We start from the raw sequence: 1154 nt of genomic DNA on the forward strand, positions 1-1154 counted from the left end.
GAAGAGATCGTCGCCAAGCTTCGGCAGGTGGACGTGCTGTTGTCGCAAGGCCGCCCGGTGGCGGAAGCGGTGCGCACGATCAGCGTGACGCCGTTCACGTACTACCGGTGGCGCAAGGAGTTCGGCGGTCTCAAGTTGGATCAGGTGAAACGGCTGAAGGATCTAGAGAAGGAGAACGAGCGCCTTCGCAAGGCGGTGTCGGATCTGACGCTGGAGAAGCTGATCCTGAAAGAGGCCGCCTCGGGAAACTGGTGAGCCCCTCCCGCCGTCGCCAATGCATCGAGCACGTCATGAAGAAGCATGGCGTCAAGGAGCGTTTGGCGTGCCGGGTCCTGGGGCAGCACCGATCAACACAGCGCAAGGTTCCGTTGGGTCGAACCGACGATACGGCGCTGACGGCCGACACCATCGAGTTGGCGACACGCTATGGTCGCTACGGCTACCGTCGGATCGCAGCCCTGCTGCGGGATGCTGGCTGGCTCGTCAACGTGAAGCGCGTCGAGCGGATCTGGCGGCAGGAGGGGCTGAAGGTGCCAGCCAAGCAGCCCAAGAAGGGTCGGCTCTGGCTGAACGACGGGTCCTGCGTTCGGCTTCGGCCCGAGTATCCCAACCATGTATGGTCCTACGACTTCGTGGAAGCGAGAACCCATGACGGCTGCAAGTTCCGCATGCTGAACGTGATCGACGAGTTCACCCGTGAGTGCCTCACCATCCGGATCGACCGGAAGCTGCGGTCCGCGGACGTCATCGACGTTTTGTCCGACCTCTTCATCCTGCGCGGCGTGCCGGGCCACATCCGTTCCGACAACGGTCCGGAGTTCATCGCCAAGGCGGTTCGCGAGTGGATCACGGCGGTCGGCGCCAGGACTGCCTTTATCGAGCCTGGCAGTCCGTGGGAGAACGGCTATTGCGAGAGCTTCAACTCCAAGCTCCGCGACGAACTCCTGAACGGCGAGATCTTCTACAGCTTGGCCGAGGCCCGCATCGTCATCGAGAGCTGGCGTGGTCACTACAACACCAAACGTCCACACTCGAGCTTGGGTTACCGTCCGCCGGCACCTGCCGCCGTGCCGTGGCCGGCTGCGCCACCCCAACCCGCTTCGCCGGCCACCTCAAACGTCGCCAGCAAGCCCACCATGCATTAGATTTGAACC

General features: G+C 63.1%; 1 protein-coding gene. It reads left to right on the top strand.

What is annotated here, in order from left to right:
* Nucleotides 1–1145 (top strand): IS3 family transposase gene (locus F9929_RS23865; protein ID WP_152049050.1). Its coding sequence is split into 2 segments (ribosomal slippage), with 1146 coding nucleotides annotated over them: nt 1–241 and nt 241–1145; the frame shifts between segments, so codons are not numbered across the junction. This gene is flagged as partial in the annotation.
* Nucleotides 1146–1154: the final 9 nt, after the last annotated feature.

Source organism: Aureimonas psammosilenae (assembly GCF_009176975.1).
Taxonomy (GTDB): Bacteria; Pseudomonadota; Alphaproteobacteria; order Rhizobiales; family Rhizobiaceae; genus Plantimonas; species Plantimonas psammosilenae.